Source organism: Klebsiella sp. GW_Kp182 (assembly GCF_040062275.1).
In the GTDB taxonomy this organism is placed as follows: Bacteria; Pseudomonadota; Gammaproteobacteria; order Enterobacterales; family Enterobacteriaceae; genus Klebsiella; species Klebsiella michiganensis.
Genome location: NZ_JBEAFQ010000010.1, coordinates 91551 through 108595, shown reverse-complemented (window position 1 = coordinate 108595; position 17045 = coordinate 91551). Strand labels below are relative to the sequence as shown.

Annotated in this window: 11 protein-coding genes and 1 pseudogene; 10 read left to right on the top strand and 2 right to left on the bottom strand. The window is 50.0% G+C overall.

The window, feature by feature from the left end:
* Positions 1 to 23: 23 nt before the first annotated feature.
* The gene (locus ABLU88_RS12355; protein WP_348836635.1) at positions 24 to 8606 is read left to right on the top strand and encodes a glucoamylase family protein; all 8583 of its coding nucleotides are present in this window, start codon (positions 24 to 26) and stop codon (positions 8604 to 8606) included.
* A 19-nt stretch (positions 8607 to 8625) separates the two neighbouring features.
* Here ABLU88_RS12355 and ABLU88_RS12350 read toward each other — a convergent pair whose 3' ends face one another.
* Positions 8626 to 8859 carry a hypothetical protein gene (locus ABLU88_RS12350; RefSeq protein WP_004132711.1) on the bottom strand — a complete coding sequence of 78 codons (234 nt, stop codon included), beginning with the start codon at positions 8857 to 8859 and terminating at the stop codon, positions 8626 to 8628.
* Positions 8860 to 9268: 409 nt separating this feature from the next.
* Between ABLU88_RS12350 and ABLU88_RS12345 the strand changes: the two genes are divergently transcribed.
* Both ABLU88_RS12345 and lpxP read left to right on the top strand, forming a co-directional pair.
* Entirely contained in the window at positions 9269 to 9541 is a 273-nt protein-coding gene (locus ABLU88_RS12345) for a hypothetical protein (RefSeq protein WP_016247220.1), read from the top strand.
* 202 nt (positions 9542 to 9743) lie between these two features.
* The gene (lpxP, locus tag ABLU88_RS12340; RefSeq protein ID WP_348836634.1) at positions 9744 to 10652 is read left to right on the top strand and encodes a kdo(2)-lipid IV(A) palmitoleoyltransferase; all 909 of its coding nucleotides are present in this window, start codon (positions 9744 to 9746) and stop codon (positions 10650 to 10652) included.
* 362 nt (positions 10653 to 11014) lie between these two features.
* Here lpxP and ABLU88_RS12335 read toward each other — a convergent pair whose 3' ends face one another.
* Entirely contained in the window at positions 11015 to 11932 is a 918-nt protein-coding gene (locus ABLU88_RS12335) for a hypothetical protein (RefSeq protein ID WP_319840794.1), read from the bottom strand.
* A 415-nt stretch (positions 11933 to 12347) separates the two neighbouring features.
* Between ABLU88_RS12335 and ABLU88_RS12330 the strand changes: the two genes are divergently transcribed.
* The 7 genes and pseudogenes from ABLU88_RS12330 to ABLU88_RS12300 all read left to right on the top strand — a co-directional run bounded on the left by ABLU88_RS12330 (position 12348) and on the right by ABLU88_RS12300 (position 17013).
* Positions 12348 to 12926: an inovirus-type Gp2 protein gene (locus ABLU88_RS12330; protein WP_348836633.1), complete on the top strand. Its 579-nt coding sequence runs from the start codon at positions 12348 to 12350 to the stop codon at positions 12924 to 12926.
* A 107-nt stretch (positions 12927 to 13033) separates the two neighbouring features.
* A complete protein-coding gene (locus ABLU88_RS12325; RefSeq protein ID WP_348836656.1) occupies positions 13034 to 13240 on the top strand; it encodes an AlpA family transcriptional regulator in 207 nt (68 codons plus the stop codon).
* A 95-nt stretch (positions 13241 to 13335) separates the two neighbouring features.
* Positions 13336 to 13929: a hypothetical protein gene (locus ABLU88_RS12320; RefSeq protein WP_348836631.1), complete on the top strand. Its 594-nt coding sequence runs from the start codon at positions 13336 to 13338 to the stop codon at positions 13927 to 13929.
* 565 nt (positions 13930 to 14494) lie between these two features.
* Positions 14495 to 15064: an inovirus-type Gp2 protein gene (locus ABLU88_RS12315; RefSeq protein ID WP_062933987.1), complete on the top strand. Its 570-nt coding sequence runs from the start codon at positions 14495 to 14497 to the stop codon at positions 15062 to 15064.
* A 139-nt stretch (positions 15065 to 15203) separates the two neighbouring features.
* Positions 15204 to 15416: pseudogene (locus ABLU88_RS12310) on the top strand (hypothetical protein); the annotation flags it as partial.
* Positions 15417 to 15802: 386 nt separating this feature from the next.
* On the top strand, positions 15803 to 16402 hold the full coding sequence (locus ABLU88_RS12305) for a DUF1819 family protein (protein WP_062933985.1): 600 nt from the start codon (positions 15803 to 15805) through the stop codon (positions 16400 to 16402).
* Entirely contained in the window at positions 16399 to 17013 is a 615-nt protein-coding gene (locus tag ABLU88_RS12300) for a DUF1788 domain-containing protein (RefSeq protein ID WP_001201808.1), read from the top strand. Before ABLU88_RS12305 ends, ABLU88_RS12300 begins: the two co-directional genes overlap by 4 nt.
* Positions 17014 to 17045 lie beyond the last annotated feature (32 nt).

The following is a 17045-nucleotide window of genomic DNA, read 5'->3' as shown; positions in this document are numbered from 1 at the left end:
TAACGTCGCATCAGAGCAATGCTATGAAAATGATCCCCAGAGCGTGGTTTAACCGCTCCCGTATTCTGATGAATGCTGCCGAAAACATAACGTTTTCGGCGAACGATCCTGCCGGTGAAAGCTCACCGCGGTCAGAACTCTTTTCGACCGTCCAGATGGAACGCTACGGCCAGAAGCTGGCGCGGACTCATAAAGTATCACCGGATAGGCATCCTTATTATCTTCTGAAACGGCTTGGCGACAATGAGGCCGTCATTACCCAAAACTGCTATGAGCTTAACGCGGGTAAAAAGACCAGTATCATGCCCGCCGGTGAATGGCTGCTGGACAATTATTATCTGATTGAGGAACAAATCCGCACTGTCCGCCAGCATCTGCCGAAAAGCTTTGGCAAAGGTCTTCCGTCGCTGGTATCGCCGTTGAATTGCCCACGAATTTATCATATCGCATCAGAGGCCATTGCTCACGGCGATGGCCGCTGGGATGCCGCCAGCCTGACCAGCTATCTCACTGCCTATCAGCAGGTGACGCCGCTGACGCTGGGTGAAGTCTGGGCGTTACCGGGAATGCTGCGCCTTGCGCTGATTGAAAATCTTCGTCGTATCAGTATGGAAGTGATAAAAGCGCAGCAGGACAGAAACCTTGCTGATACGTGGATAACAAGGATTGTCGAATGTGCAGAGAGTGCGCCTGGTGATTTAATCATGGTGGTTGCCGATATGGCGCGCTCCCGACCTCCGTTAACCAGTGCGTTTGTCGCAGAGCTGGTGCGGCGCCTGCAGGGGCATGGCAACGCGCTGTCGTTACCTCTGACCTGGGTTGATCAGTGCCTTCGGGAACAGGGGATCACCACTGACGTTCTCATACATAGTTTCAATCAGCAGCTTGCCGCCAGCCAGCTGTCCGTCAGTAACAGCATCGCGGGCCTGCGTTTATTGAGTGAAACGGACTGGGCTGATTTCGCCGAAACGATAAGCGTTGTCGAACAGGCATTACGCAATGATCCTGCCGGCATCTATCCCCGGATGCATTTCAATACCCGGGATCATTACCGGCACGTAGTTGAGGTTCTGGCCAGAGACAGCGGTCTCAGCGAGCCTGAGGTTGCTGAGAAGGCGCTGGCGTTTTCAGAGGAAAAAGCGCCTGATACACCGGAACATCATGTTGGTTATTATCTTGCGGGCGAAGGTCGACAGGCGCTGGATATTCATCTCCTGGCAGACGCCTCAAGGCTCATACGCTTGCGGCACAGTTTCAACAGAATAACCCTGCTGTCATGGCTTGGAAGCCTGGCGTTGCTGACAACCGCAGCGACCGCAGCAATATTGCACGAAACCGCCATGCAGGGCGCAGACTGGCTATTGATCGCGGTGATATTACCTCTGATTATCGCATTAACTCAGTTAATGAGCGATTTGCTCAGTGATGCAACCACCCGTTTTCGCGTTCCTCGACCCTTGCCGGGGATGGATTTTTCAGCCGGTATTCCCGCTGACAGTGCCACCATGTTAGTCATTCCCTGCATGTTGACCAGCCACGAAAGTTTCAGCCAGCTCCTCACCAGTCTTGAAGTCTGCTGGTTGGGGAATGAAAACGAAAATCTCAGGTTCGCGCTGCTCACTGATTTTGCTGATTCTGAAAATGAACCCTCGCCGGAAAGTCACGCACTGCTCAGACAGGCTATCGCCGATACGCAGGCGCTTAATCGCCGCTACCCCTCCGGCCGACCACGTTTTTATCTGTTACATCGCCAGCCTGAATGGAACCCCTCGGAAGGCGCGTGGATGGGCTATGAACGCAAGCGGGGAAAACTGGCGTTACTGAACAGCTGGTTGCGCCATCCCGGAACGCAATTCGTCAGCGTTGCAGAGATGCCTGCCCACCTTTTACCGGGTCACATAAAATACGTCATTACCCTGGACAGCGATACGGTGCTCCCGCGCGATACGGCACACAAACTCGTCGCGACGATGGCGCATCCGCTGAATACGCCTGAGTATGATCCGGTACGCCAGAGGGTTGTCAAAGGATTCGGTATTTTACAGCCCGGTCTTGCGGAGGAGATACCACGCAACGGTCAGGGGCGTTACGCAGCCCTGCGCAGCAGCGTACCGGGCAATAACCCTTATTCGATGATGTCTTCGGATATTTATCAGGATCTCTTTGGGGAAGGCTCGTTTGTGGGCAAAGGGATTTACGATGTTGATATTTTTATGCAGGCCACTACGAACATCTGCCCGGAAAATCTGGTACTCAGCCACGATCTGCTTGAAGGATGCTATGCACGTTCGGGTCTGCTGAGCGAGGTGTTACTGTACGAACAGTACCCTAATAATTATCTGTCGGATGTTGCACGACGTTCACGCTGGATCCGGGGTGACTGGCAACTGCTTAACTGGCTAAAACCACGCGTCAGAAAAGCCGATGGAACCCGGGTCAGGAATCCGCTGACCGCGCTTTCTTACTGGAAATTACTCGATAATCTACGTCGCAGTCTGGTCGCCCCCTCCTTACTGATATTGCTGTTCTTCACTCTGCTTTGGGTACCCAATCCGGTTTACTGGCTGGGCATACTGTTGCTGATATGGTTGTTGCCAGCCATCCTCTGCATTAGCCACGACCTTCTGCATAAACCTCTGCGTCGCCGCGTGAAGTCGCATCTGTTACTGGTGGGGGCGGGCGCGCTAAAGCGTCTGTCAGGTATCAGCCTTAATTTTGCGATACTGCCGCACGAAGCCGGATATTCGCTGAAAGCGATCGCCGTGACGCTATGGCGACTGGGGATAAGCAGGCGTCACCTCAGCCAGTGGGTCAGCCACAGCCAGGACAGCAGTCAGGCCAGACCCACTGTTGCACGTTTTTATCAGGCGATGTGGCTGAACGCTGCCGGTGGCGTGGCGCTGACAATACTGACCGGACAATTTGCCCCACAGCTGCTGGGGATTGCGTTACCGATCGGTTTGGTATGGTGTGTGGCACCGCTGCTGATGAGCTGGCTGAGTCGCCAGCCCGTGCGAAAGGTTTTTTCGCCTAATCAGGAACAAAAACAGCTGTTACGCCAGACAAGCCGTGAAATCTGGGCTTTTTTTGAAACATTTGCCACAGCAAAAGAGAACTGGCTTCCGCCTGATAATTATCAGGAAATACCACAACCGACGGTGGCACACCGAACTTCTCCTACCAATATTGGTCTTTCACTTATGGCTAACCTGACGGCATGGGACTTTGGCTACCTGCCTGGCGGAGAGGTGCTCCGGCGCGTGTCGCTCACGCTCGACACGATGGATAAAATGGAACACTACCGGGGCCATCTCTACAACTGGTATGACACCCGTTCGCTGGTCCCCCTCAGTCCACGCTATATCTCCAGCGTCGACAGCGGCAATATGGCCGGGCATTTATTGACCCTGCGTGCAGGCCTGTCCGCCATGCGTCATCAGCCTGTTTTAAGCAACCAACAGATACTGGCAGGACTGAACGATACGCTGGATATTCTGGAAAAACAGTGGGGTAAGAACCCACCTGACAGCCTGAGACTGCTGCGCAAGCATTGCCTGAACGCGGTGTCGCTCTCTCCGCAGGCGCTTTTCAGCGAACTGAAAAGCATGCGCACCCAGTGCAACCATCTGACCAGCGCATGTCATCAGGGATCTCCTCTTCAGATGCGCTGGGCTGGACATCTGGAGCATCAACTGGTTCAGCTTTGCCATGAGTGGTCTCTGTTGCTTGGCTGGTTGCCTGCATCCTGGAATGAACAGACGCTGCCGACGCTGAGCGAGCTTGCCCGTCCGACATTAACCGGTACAGGAACGCCTCCGGCGTCAGTGGCGGAGCAGGCCCGAATGCGACTCAATATTATCACCGAGCTGGAACAGCGGCTGGATGAGCATGCCCGGATGGATTTCGCCTTTCTGTACAGTGAAGCAACCAGTCTGCTCAGCGTCGGTTATAACTGTGACACCAATATGCCTGACAAGAGCCACTACGATCTCCTGCCGTCTGAAATCCGCCTGACCAGTTTTCTTGCCATTGCGACTAATCAGCTGCCTCTTAAAAGCTGGTACGCGCTGGGTCGATTGTTTACCACGATTGATAATGAAACTGCCCTGATGTCATGGAGCGGATCCATGTTTGAATATCTGATGCCGAATCTGGTGATGCCCACCTGGCCCGGCAGCCTGCTCGATGAAATGAGTCAGTCGGCGGTTATGCGCCAGATTCACTGGGGGAAAGAACGCGGGGTACCATGGGGTGTTTCAGAGTCTGGCTATCATGCTTTTGATGTTCAGCATAATTATCAGTATCAGGCATTTGGCGTACCGGGGCTCGGTCTACGCAGGGGACTTGCCGATGACATGGTTGTCGCTCCTTACGCCACGCTGCTGGCGCTGATGGTTTCCCCGCAGAAAGCTTGTGAGAACCTGTTCAGGCTGCAAAAAAATGGTGCACGCGGAGAATACGGTTTTTATGAAGCGCTGGACTATACCCCCTCACGTCTTGCAACCGGTCAGCTCTATGCGGTGGTACAGTCCTGGATGGCGCATCACCAGGGTATGGCATTTCAGGCGCTGGCTCATGTGCTGCTTGATGCCCCCATGACTGAACGCTTTATGTCCAGTACGGTATTCCGGTCAGCGAGTCTGCTGTTACAGGAGCGCGTGCCGGATGCGGTCGATCTGTACAGTCCGCGCCGTCATTTTGAATCTCATGAGGGCATGGTCAAACCCGTTCGCTATGAACCCCGTATTTTCTATAGCGTGGATACCCCCGCCCCGGATATTCAACTCCTGTCCAACGGCCATTATCATCTGATGTTGACCGCGGGCGGCGGCGGTTACAGTCGCTGGAATGATATTGCACTAACGCGCTGGCGCAGTGATACCACCCGTGATAACTGGGGAGCATTCTGCTACATCCGCGATACCCAGACGGGAGATGTGTGGAGCAATACCTGGCAACCAACAGGCTACACCAGCGGACAAGACGAGGAAGTGTTGTTCACCGATGCGGGGGCAGAATTCAGACGCAGCTTAGGGGGACTCAGCGTCAAAACTCAGGTGGTGATCTCTCCGGAGGATGATGTTGAATTGCGACGGCTCACACTGATTCATCGTGGTCGCAAGCCTCGCTCTCTGGAGCTGACAACCTATGCTGAAGTGGTACTGGCACCTGATGCCAGCGATCTGGCACACCCGGCATTCAGCAATTTGTTTATTCAGACTGAGCTGGCTCCTGAGCGTGACGCTATTCTTTGCCACCGGCGCCCGCGCTCACCGGATGAACCGGGCCCTTGCCTGTTTCACATGATGGTGGTGCACGGCGATAACCGACATAACGTGTCGTTTGAAACGGACAGGGCAAGGTTTATTGGACGTGGCAGAAACCCTGCGAATGCACAGGCAATAGAGACGGGAGGGATGCTAGGCAACACGTCGGGCTCGGTGCTGGATCCGATACTGGCAATTCGCAACGTCCTCATTCTGCAGCCGGGGCAGCCGGTTACGATTGATATCATTTATGGCATCAGCGAGACCCGTCAGCAGAGCCTGGCGTTGCTGGAGAAATATCGCGATTACCCTATCGCCGATCGCGTCTTTGAACTGGCCAGGTCTCACAGTCTGGTGGTATTGCGCCAGATGAACGCCAGTGAAGATGATGCCACGTTGTTCAATAGTCTCGCCAGCGCTGTGCTTTACCCTGTCCAGGAGCTGCGCGCCGAAGGCCAGGCGATCGGCCGCAACCGGCGTGGCCAGTCCGGACTGTGGGGCTGGGCAATTTCAGGGGATCTGCCGATAGTGCTGCTGAGTATAACCAGCGAGGAAAGTATCACCTCAGTGACCACACTGATTCAGGCACACCGTTACTGGAGACAGAAAGGGCTGGATGTTGATTTAGTTATCCTGAATAACAGCCCCGGCGGCTACCAGCAGGGATTACAAAATCAGATTATGGAGTTAATTTATGCCGGGTCTGAAGCCAGTCTGCTGGATAAAAAGGGCGGGCTTTTTGTCCGCAACGGTGAGCATCTCTCCGCTGAGGATAAGTTGCTTTTGATGAGCGTGGCCTGTCTTTATCTTGATGACCGCGCAGGGGGGATTAATGAGCAGCTTAACCAGCGTATTCATACCCTGAAATCGCCGGCAAGGGCATTCATTCCGCGTGCTGTGCGCGAGCGTAATCAACATACGGACTGGAGCCTTGATACCAGTCAGTTATGCCATTTCAATGGGTACGGTGGATTTTCTCAGGATGGGCGGGAGTATCAGATCGTCCTTCGTGAAAATGCGCTTACACCGGCTCCCTGGTCGAACATACTGGCAAATTCTCGTTTTGGCAGTGTGATCTCAGAGGCAGGGCAGGCCTATACCTGGTATGAGAATGCCCATGAATACCGGTTGACGCCGTGGGAGAACGATCCGGTGAGCGATCGCAGCGGCGAGGCATTTTACCTGCGCGATGAAGAGAGCGGGGAGTGCTGGTCGCCGACGGCTTTACCTGTTCGCGGACACGGTGATTACCTGACCCGCCATGGTTTTGGCTACAGCGTTTTTGCCCATCGTGAGAGTGGTATAGACAGCGAGTTGACGGTCCTGGTTGCTGAAGAAGATCCGGTTAAACTGGTGCTCCTGACGCTCAGTAACTCTTCGGGACGGACACGTCAACTTTCCGTCACAGGCTATGTAGAGTGGACGCTCGGAGAAACACGAACGCGCTCAGCCCCTCACATTGTGACACATGTGGCCAGAACGCCCGGCGGCTGCGGGGTGCTTGCGAATAACTTTTATGGTGATAATGGTGGCGGCCGAACTGCATTTTTTGCCGTCAGCGGTAATGACTGTTCTCTGACAGGGGATCGCCGGGAGTTTATTGGCCGTAATGGTTCCCTTCACGCCCCTTCGGCCATGAAACTGCAAAAGCTTTCTGGTAAGACGGGGGCCGGTCTGGATCCCTGCGGAGCGGTGCAATCGGCGGTTACATTAATTGACGGGGACCAGAGGACGTTTATTTTTATCCTCGGCGCAGAGGAGAATGATGTTTGTGCTCAGGAGACGCTGGCCCGCTACATGAACGAGGATACGGTCCGCCAGGAGCTGAACCGGATTCATAATCACTGGCACAATGTTCTCGATAAAATCGTAGTTAACACCCCCGACACGTCCGTAAATTTACTGGTTAATGGCTGGCTGTTGTATCAGACGGTCGCCTGCCGTCTTATGGCCCGGAGTGGCTACTATCAGTCTGGCGGTGCATTTGGTTTTCGCGATCAGCTGCAGGATACGCTGGCTCTGAGCCACGCTGCTCCGGACCGGATGCGTGAACAGATAATACTCTGTGCATCACGGCAGTTTATCGAGGGGGATGTGCAGCACTGGTGGCACCCGCCACACGGCAACGGTGTGCGTACCCGCTGTTCCGATGACTATCTTTGGCTGCCGCTTGCTGTTTGCCACTATGTTGAAACGACGGGGGATATGGATGCACTGGAAATACGCATTCCTTATCTGGAGGGACGCTCGCTTCAGCCTGGTGAAGAGTCTGTCTATGACACGCCGGTCATCAGCGGCACCGAAGAGACACTCTGGTTACACTGCGTCAAAGCTATTCACTATGGACTTCGCTTCGGTGAGCATGGCCTGCCGCTGATGGGGGCTGGTGACTGGAATGACGGGATGAACCGGGTGGGTATCGGAGGCAAAGGTGAAAGCGTCTGGCTGGGCTTCTTCCTGTACGACATTTTGCAGCGGTTTGCAGCGCTGGCGGAGCGCAGGCTGGATGAAAGCGTCGCCGCGATGTGCCGTTCACAGGCTCTGCGCCTGCAAAGTAATCTCGAAGCCCACGCCTGGGATGGGGAATGGTACCGGCGCGGGTATTTTGACGATGGTACTCCCCTGGGATCGAAAACCTCACAGGACTGCCGGATTGATGCGATTGCGCAGAGCTGGTCTGTATTGTCCGGCGCCGCGAGCCCGGGACGGTGCGCAAAGGCCATGCAGGCGCTGGATAAGCACCTTGTGGATAACGAAGGAGGGCTGATCAAACTGTTAACGCCTCCTTTCGACGGACACGGTCCAAATCCGGGCTACATACAGGGGTACCTGCCCGGCGTGCGGGAAAACGGAGGGCAGTATACGCATGGCGCCATCTGGGCAGTGATGGCCTTTGCCCGAATGGGGAATGCCGGACGAGCCTGGCAACTCTGGTCAATGCTCAACCCTATAAATCATACCCTGAATGCGGACTCTGTCGGGATTTATAAAGCTGAGCCTTATGTCATGAGTGCTGATGTCTACAGCGTCGCTCCCCATACCGGACGTGCAGGGTGGAGCTGGTATACCGGTTCAGCAGCCTGGGCCTGGCGTTTACTTACCGAAGAATTACTGGGGATAAAACGTTCCGGCACTGACTTTAGTGTTCATGCCAGGTTACCGGATGAGTGGTCGTCTTTTTCTATGGCATATCAATATGGTGAAAGCCATTATCAGATTAGTGTTTCACGCGGCGATGCAGAATATTGCGTGACGCTGGATGGTGTTCTCCTCCCTGATGACAGAATACCGCTGAAGGATGATGGACAAAACCATACGGTTGAGATCATTCAGAACTGACACTGATCCCGGAGGTGCATTAACGTCTGCCGTTAATGCGCTGATTATCCCTGAGAACATCAATCGCAGTCTGCATGGCGATTTTGTCATCCCGCCTTTTTTGTTTGTCCTGCATGACCTGAAGGTATTCCAGCAAGGTGCGGGTATTAATCGGTCGGCCCTGTTTACCCACAGCCAGCACGGCTTCTCCAAGAATAATTTTCACAGGCGGTAATTGTGCCGGATACCAGTCAAGGGTGTCTTCTGATTTCATCTTAAATTTCTCACGGAAGGGTAGTGTATCATAAATAAGACGTTCAATTTTCAATATCTGATATCCTGATTCAGACACAACTTAACATAACTTATGCCAGTTATTTTTATATTAAAGCGTATAATAATCACTCTATTCCTCAGAGAATTATTTATGTCTTATACAAATGGGCTCAGGTATTTTAAAGAAAGACCGGTTCATGTTGCCTGCCCGGTATGTGCACACAGAGCCGATCAGAAAGCAGGTAAACTAAGAAAAGATGCGGTTCTTGAGTGCCCTGCCTGCGGACTGTTGTTCAGACCTTCAGAATGCTGGTGTATCGGCGGCTGATCAGCTTCTGCCACTTAACGTCAGTGATGTCGGAAAATGACAACATTCCTCCTGTACTGCTGTTGTCGAGGGTATGATAATGAAATCTAAAAAATCTGTTTTTATTGAAGGGCATATCATGTCGAACAGCTGTCACGGACAGCCTGGCCAACCTTTCTGTATTCACCGGGTCAGGTTTAGTAATGGTAAATATGCGATTATTCGGGTGGCATCCGGGATATGTTTCAAACCAGGCGAAATTATTCAACGAAACGATTGTGAGTGGTTTTATAAACTTACCAAAATTCGGCTTCTTTCTTTTGAGTACCTTGATGATGATGAATCAAGAAGACAATTTCTTGAGTATCAATGATAAAACATGGATTTATAACAGAATAACTTTGCTGGCTTTCAATTCATTCCTGACTCTTTAAATTCTTTACCAGTCATTGCAAAGCTATTTTTTTCTGAATTTAGATGACTTTAAATTGTCTAAAACAAAATGTATCGCTAAAGACGAATTGCTTCATTGTTTTCCTTTTGCATTATAACCTTCATTAGCATTAAGGAAATTTATGGCACAGACTTTTACTCATAATTTACTTCATCCTCGCCACTGGCTTACCTGGTTTGGTTTGGGTCTGCTGTGGCTTCTCGTTCAACTTCCTTACCCGGTTTTACATACTCTGGGCTCTGGCCTTGGAAAAATATCCAGACCCTTTCTGAAACGCCGGGAAGGAATTGCGATTAGAAATATCGAACTGTGCTTTCCCGAGATGACACCGTTTGCCCGGAGCCAGATGGTCAATAAAAACTTTGTTTCTCTCGGGCTGGGCCTGATGGAAACAGGAATGGCCTGGTTCTGGAGCGATGCGAGAGTCAAAAAATGGTTTGATGTCGAAGGGCTTGAAAACCTGACCGGCGCGACAAAAGGAGTAATGGTTGTCGGGATTCATTTTATGTCCCTTGAGTTGTGTGGAAGAGTAATGGGGTTATGCCATCCTATGATGGCAACGTATCGCCCACACAATGATCCATTAATGGAATGGGTACAGACAAAAGGGCGTATGCGTTCAAATAAGGCTATGATTAATCGACGTAATTTATCAGGTTTTGTTCATGCGCTAAAAGCAGGTGAAGCCGTTTGGTTTGCACCAGACCAGGATTATGGGTCTAAGGGAAGCGTTTTTGCACCTTTTTTCTCGGTAAAAAAAGCAGCCACGACGAACGGAACGTATGCTCTGTCAAAACTCGCTGGTGCACACTTGATAACACTTAGCATGGTTCGACGTAGCGATAAAAAAGGTTATCACATGTATATCAGCAATCCGTTGGCAGGTTATCCAGGGGAAGATAAGGTCGCCGCAGCGGCTTATATGAACAAGATTATCGAGCGTGAAATTCTCCGTGCTCCTGAGCAATACCTGTGGATGCATCGCAGGTTCAAAACGCGTCCTGAAGGCGAAGTCTCTTTATACAAATGAACAACTCTACTTGTCATGAGCCAGAATCTATCTTTCTTGCCACTGCGTTTTTGTAAAAAATGGGGCTGGGGATTATTCGATCGGCTTCATGTTAACGATGGCGTAACTGACAACCAAGGTTAATCAATTGAACCTGTTCGGATTTGAAGGTCCGCTTCTCGCTCATAGCGGACCTTCAGATCAGCTAGCTTGCACGCTTCGAGCCAGAAGTAAACGTTCTAATTTTCATACCTCGACTATGTGCTCTGTACGTAACGGGACAAGGAGGAGATAGTGAGAGGACCCTGGATCGACTCAAAGGGTCGACTCAGATTCATCACTACAATGAGAAATCAGACGCAGAAACCACTGGGATCACAACGCTATTTAGCAGATCGCCGATAAGATTTCGCCGCTTGCCAGGCATGTTTCATCTTCTCAATAAACTCCAGTTTCTCTTCAGGTTGGATGTTCCACACATCCATAGCCGCAATAATCATGTCATAACGCATAGACGTATTATAAGGGCGAAGATAGCCCGCTATTCGTCCTTTTCCTTTGAGATAGTCCCAGAGATAAACTAACTGAGTTTCATCATCACGTGAAATCCAGTCAAAATCTGTCAGAAAAAAATCATATTGCTCAAGCCAACGATCATGCAGTTTTCTGAAATAAGAGATCTTATCTCCAAGTGAGCATGGAGCTTCATCAATGTATCTCATCACACCGTTGATCAGTTCACGCTCAGTTACCGGAGTGGGGTTGTACAGATCGGTACTTGCTCCCGCGTTCAGATAAAATCGAGAGAAAAGACGTTTCGTTTTTTTCGAAGCAGTCGCCTGTGGATTAGTTATCAAGTCCCAATCAATATCGTCCAAATCGATATTCAAATTAGAGAAATCAATATTGGTGAAGATATTATCGTCCATTAAAAGGGAATTAAAATCACTAGAACAACCGACGTCATTCCCCAACCCACCAAGCGTCAACCCTGCAGATTTTACTGGGTATTCAAAAATGTAATGGTGAGCAAACCACGATGCTCTTGGTGTACCTTTGAAACATTCAAAATAGTCTTTATCAATCAGTTGCAGGTCAGCCCATTCTTTAAGAGTTTTCCGGCCAACTTTGATACTGTCCTGATCGCCCAAGAAATACCGCTCAAGGATCTGAGAGATCAAACGTCGAAACTGATCCGGCGTTTCATAAGTACTGCACAGTAACGAGTGATCTGAATCGAAAAACCTATCCAACATTTTAAGGTACATTATCTCGTAACGGATCATATCGTAATGCAACATCGTCTCTTCCCTCTAACTCTGGCTCCTGAACACAGATTAGCATGAGCATCTTTTAGGTAGAGGGAGGCGGGTCACAGGCTGAGGAATGGCTGATTTTTTACTGATATCCTACTGATTTTATTGTGATAAAAGCCTGACATTTTACTGCATTATTCCTGTTATTTTCACTCTATGACCCTCCTCTTTTCACCTCATTAGAATCGTTCAACAGCAGATATGAACATTTGGGTTTTTAGTATAATTAAGGGGCACTCCCTGTTTCTATACCACCCTGTTCACAGCTCCTTCCCCCAATCATTAACCCTGCCTGTATTCCCCTGGATACATAGTTCCCTGTATCTGCCGTATCCCTGCTTCTCTTAAAAATTACATCTTATCCCAATCCTTTGTACTCCACCTGACAAAGGATAAATCAATGCACACACCTTACCCTTTCAATTCCAGATACACGATGAACTGGTTTCTACTGTCTCTACTCAATGACCACCTGAATCAGCTACTGAACCGATACTCGCGAATACAGGCACTCAGACTCGACCTGTTCTATCAGAAAGGTACAGAGCGTTATAAACGTCATTCATGGAATGAAACCGAGCGAGAAGTGCGCATGCTGGTTGAACGTACCCTGCAGCACACAAATCTGGCTGGGTATTTCTGGGTACTCGAGAATTCTGTAGACCACGGCTGCCATGCCCATATCGTGTTCTATCTCGACAGGCACCTTAATCAGGCTATCTACCCAATAGCTGAGAGAGTTGGAACAATATGGAGGGGAATAACGCAACGAGAAGGCTATTACAACCGCTGCGAATACAAGTCCACTTATGAAGTCAGTATTGATAGGCCGGTGAACTACGGTGATACCGAAGCCATCGATAACCTGCGCTACATCATCAGCTATCTCGCCAAAGAAGAGCAAAAGCACGGTCACTATCACTACGGAGCCAGTGAGGTACAGTCCCCCAGTGGACTGGGGCGTCCTCGCACTTTGTAACTTACGTTCTGCATTTTTTTACGTATCAATCCATTGATGTGGAAGGGCTGGTAGTAACGAGCAATCAACCACCAGCTCAGGATAATCCCACAATGGAAGAAAACATCATGACAGAACAAATTTCTTTGCTTGATGACCAACTGGTGGATATGCGGTTCATCACGAAGCTTACAGGGCTTACGGACAAGTGGTTCTACAAACTGATAAAAGATGGCCTGTTCCCGAGACCAATTAAGTTGGGCCGAAGCTCCCGATGGTTAAAAAGCGAAGTCGAAAACTGGCTACAGGAACGAATCGATCAGTCCCGTAAATAACCGCCCACCAGACTAAACCCTCAGCAGAATAATGACTATCCGGTTGCTCCGGAGGTTTTCTGCTGTCTGTCATTTAAGCCAGAAGGAATATGAACATGAAAGATTACAAGCCTCGTTACGAAGAACTTTATAAATGTTACCAGACCTGGCTGACCGATTTTACGAAGCTGACGGTCAGATCGGGTATGTGCCACCAGAATATATATCATCACCATACCCTGACGGTTGGTAGCCTTAAGTTTCCGGGAGAGGAAGAGGTTATTGCTGTTGTTCCCCAGTGTCTGCACCGGATTATTTATGGCAGAGCAGCAGCCCCACTGACTGTTAATGATGACCTGAGCGTCAGTTTATTTACTCAGGAACATCTGCTGGCTCACCATCCCATGCTGGAAGGTATTCTGCTGTCTGAGTGCGTGCGGTTAAAACAGCGTCCTGTGGCAAATAAACTCATCAGTTTGTTTCGGCAGTTCAGCGGTAGCGAGCTGCGTCTGAAGCTGGTCTGGCTGTGCTGGTACGATTTGATGCTGGGGAATAGTCTGGATGACTGGACTGACAATCTCAGATTCATAAAAGACCAGGAAATGGAGCTCTGGATCAATAACCGGCAGGAAGAAAACCCTGCGCTAACGAGTATGATGGACGAGTACGTCTGCTTTGCGTGGCGAACGACAGCTGAACCACTAAATTAAACTCCGATAGCTGACAGTAAATCCGGCTTCTGCAGGGTAAAACAATAGTCATTTCTGCAGAAGCTACCTTTGGAGTGGTTTTTGTTCAAAAAACACTCTGCGAAGCTGCATGCAACAAGGCTTTGTCAGTCGTTAGTGATGCTGGCTTAAGCATCAGCTGATGTCATCAGAAATGAATAATTAAGGTTAATTAATATTATTTATAGAAGTCAGTAAGTTATGTCTGTCTTATGTCTCACTGCATACCTGTTTCACTGTACAGCTCATTGATGTAGTTCCGTCAGCCCGGTAGTCGTGATCCAGCCAGTCACCATTGTAGCTGTCTGATAACAACCCGCTCATATCAAGAAGCCACTCCTGCTCTGTGAATGCTGCTGCCAGCGTATTTGCACGAGATAGCTCACCCATCTGTGAAAACGTGATTAACAACGGGCCGGGATACGTTGTCCCCATATGTCCTCTGTGGCGTGATTTCCGCTGTTGTTACCACCCGATACACCTGCACCGTGGGCTGTTCATAAATTACGTCACACCCATTTCCTTTGACTCAACACGAGGAATTCCAATGAAGCCTTACAACGCCAATCCTAACTACTTAATGAACAGTCAGATCCTGGAGGACATAAACGCCCACATGGAAGCGATGTTTCAGCGTTTCGCTAAGCTGTTACCCTTCCGGATTGATTTTGCTTACCGGAGAAACACTGCCAGTTTCGGGCATGCCTGTAAACACACTATGTGTACAGAAATCCGTCACCTGCTTGCCGAAACAGAAAACGCTCTGGCAGGTTTTTACTGGGTGATGGAATACACGCCGAAGAAAGGTCTGCATATCCATTTACTCGGTTATCTGAACGGGCAATATCACCAGAACCCTTACCTGCTCTCCCGAACGATGGGGGATATCTGGAAAAGGGCAACCGAAGGAGACGGATACCACTACCTGTGCCGTAAGAAAGAGAATTACCCGGTCCGGATCGACCAGGTTATCCACTATACCGATACCCCAGCAATTAAAGCCCTGCGCTATGCCATCAGCTATCTCGCGAAAGTTAAACAGAAAGAGAATGGCATGATTCTGGGGCGAAGTACGGTACCGGAGAAAAGTAACAGGGGCAGGCCGCGACAAGGCTGAATGACCGGGATTTACCCGTACCCGCTCAGCAACGCCACCGGAACGATGGTTGACTGCTCTGTCAGAGCTATACCACGGTATACCAGCGACAGGATCACAGCCATCCGGCAAGGGATCTTCTGCTGTTGATGGACAGCCCAATGGCTGGTTGCACCGGCGTGAGTTTAAAGAGCATTACGAGGTCAATATCAACATTCCGGTACGTTACAGCGACCCGGACAGTATCGACAACATCCGTCAGGTACTGGCGTATATGACCAAAATTCAACAAAAAGAGGGGCTGCCGTTGTTTGGTTGCAATGAGGTCCCTGAGCGACCAGCAACCGGACGACCACGTAAGACTGACTTCTGAGTAAGGCAGTTTTTTACGCCAGCAATTCATAGTGTGACAACCACACCGCTATTTCCCCCGCAACACCTTTAAACCTTCCAACCGCATGGCTTATGTCCGCCCTTCAGGGATGGCTTATGCCTGCGTGTTGGCTGGATCCAACAATATGTTTGCCAAATCCTTTCTCGCTCTCGAAGGTAACGGTGGTCTGAGCGATGCCCTTACAGCCCCTTATGATCGCTACACCTGCAAGTGTGCGGCAATATCCGTGGCAATTTATATTGCGCCTCTGAAGCGGAAAAATCACGCTGGTCGATAGCAAAGGCAAAATGTGTTTTGTCATAAGGCCATATGCTCCAATTTCGCGTATCATAACGGAGTTTTTAAACCCTGACCGTGGAGCCATTATGACCGCCAAAGAATATCTGGGTGACATCATTGGTGGCAGCCTGATGTTGCGTGAGAGCAGAGTCATCGCGGAGCTGCTGATATCCTCACCAAATGATGATCAATGGCATAATGCTATTGTAAATGACAATGTGCTGCAGAAGACCTCAGTGCACAGTGTTAAACGCATGGCTTCAACCCTGCGTAAAAGAATTCAACCGATGGGTGAGGCATTCTGGACTGAGCTACTAAAGGCCCCTGATGATGCAGCCAGACAAATGTTGCTAATGGCGACAATGTGCCAATCCCCAGTGCTGACCGATTTCATGGCAACGACACTGTCTGATGCCCGACAGATGTTTCGTGAATCATTGCGCAGCGAAGACTGGCAGGAATTTATTCTATCCCGCCAGCGTGCCATTGTCGGCTTGGATCAATATTCCGAAAGCTCAATCCAGAAAATGGGCAACAATGTATTTAAAATCCTCGCAGATAGCGGGTATCTGGAATCAGGCCGCAGTAAAAAGCTGAAAAATGTCTTCCTACTACCCCAGATAAGAGAGTGGGCAAACAGTCTCGACTGCCAAAAAGTCTACGATGTGATGGAGTCAGTCAGATGAGAGCGAAACTGGACAGTAAGCCGCAATTGTCAGCTCGTCTGGAACAAATCGAAGACCGGCTTAAAAGTGAAGGCTTCCTGAAGAACCAAGAGCTCGGTGGTGAGATCGGTTTTTATATCTTTGATTACCCACCTCAATTTGAACTTACCGTACGGGAATATCTGAGATTGACTCTGCCTCGCCTAGCTCGGCAGGGGCTGAATTTCGCTCATCTCAATCTGTTCGAAGAGGTACTGGCAATTTTGCAAGAGCGTAAATTGTTAGATAAAGCTTTTGATCTGGAACGCAAAAAAGGTACCGATGAGCTAGCCAAAGCACTTAAAGGACCTCTTGAACAAGGTCGAATTGCTAAGCATCTGATAGATAAAGTGCTTCCGGCCTCGCCTCAATTTGTATTGTTATCAGGTCTTGGCCAATGCTGGCCATTGCTACGTGGCCATAGTTTGCTTAATGCATTACATGCCCATATGGGGGCAATACCATTGGTATTGTTTTATCCGGGCAGTTACAACGGCCTCGAACTTTATCCTTTTGATCTGGACAGCGCAGAAGTGGCAACAGCCAACTACTACCGAGCTTTCCAACTGGTGCCTCACGCATCTAAGTACTGAAATTTAAACTGCTGCCGTAGCTTGTTTTTTGA